The organism is Pelomonas parva, assembly GCF_043555835.1.
Lineage (GTDB): Bacteria > Pseudomonadota > Gammaproteobacteria > Burkholderiales > Burkholderiaceae_C > Pelomonas > Pelomonas parva.
Genome location: NZ_JBIGHV010000033.1, coordinates 1 through 715, shown reverse-complemented (window position 1 = coordinate 715; position 715 = coordinate 1). Strand labels below are relative to the sequence as shown.

The 715-nt window shown below is 66.2% G+C and carries 1 pseudogene; it reads left to right on the top strand.

From position 1 onward, the window contains the following. Positions 1-715, top strand: a pseudogene (locus tag ACG00Y_RS28795) (heme utilization protein); the annotation flags it as partial.

Sequence of the window (715 nt, the reverse complement as noted above, 5' to 3'; positions counted from 1 at the left end):
CGCGATGACCTCCGAGCAGTTGGCCGCCATCGAGACCGCCGACCTGGCCGTGCTGACGACGGCCGCCATCCGCGGCATCACCTCCGAGAACATCGACTCGTTCACGACCGACCAGATCCAGGCGCTGACGACGGCTCAGATCCAGTCGATCACCACGCAGCAGCTCAAGGGCCTGTCTACCGAACAGATGGCTGCGCTTGAGACGCAGGACCTGCGTGCCCTGAGCACCGCGCAGATCCGCGCGTTGTCCACCGAGCAGCTCAATGCGCTGACCACCGAACAAGTCGGCACGCTGACCACGACCCAGATCGCCAGCTTGACGACCGCGCAGATCGCCAACATGGAAACGGCCGACCTGCAGGCCCTGGGCACCGACCAGTTCAAGGTGCTGTCGTCCGCCCAGGTGGGTGCGATGACCTCCGAGCAGTTGGCCGCCATCGAGACCGCCGACCTGGCCGTGCTGACCACGGCCGCCATCCGCGGCATCACCTCCGAGAACATCGACGCCTTCACGACTGAACAGGTCCAGGCGCTGTCCACCAATCAGATCCAGTCGCTGACCACCCAGCAGCTCAAGGGCCTGTCTACCGAACAGATGGCCGCGCTGGAGACACAGGACCTGCGCGCCCTGTCCACCGCCCAGATCCGCGCGCTGTCCACCGAGCAGCTCAACGCGCTGACCACCGAACAGGTCGGCACGCTGACCACGGCCCAG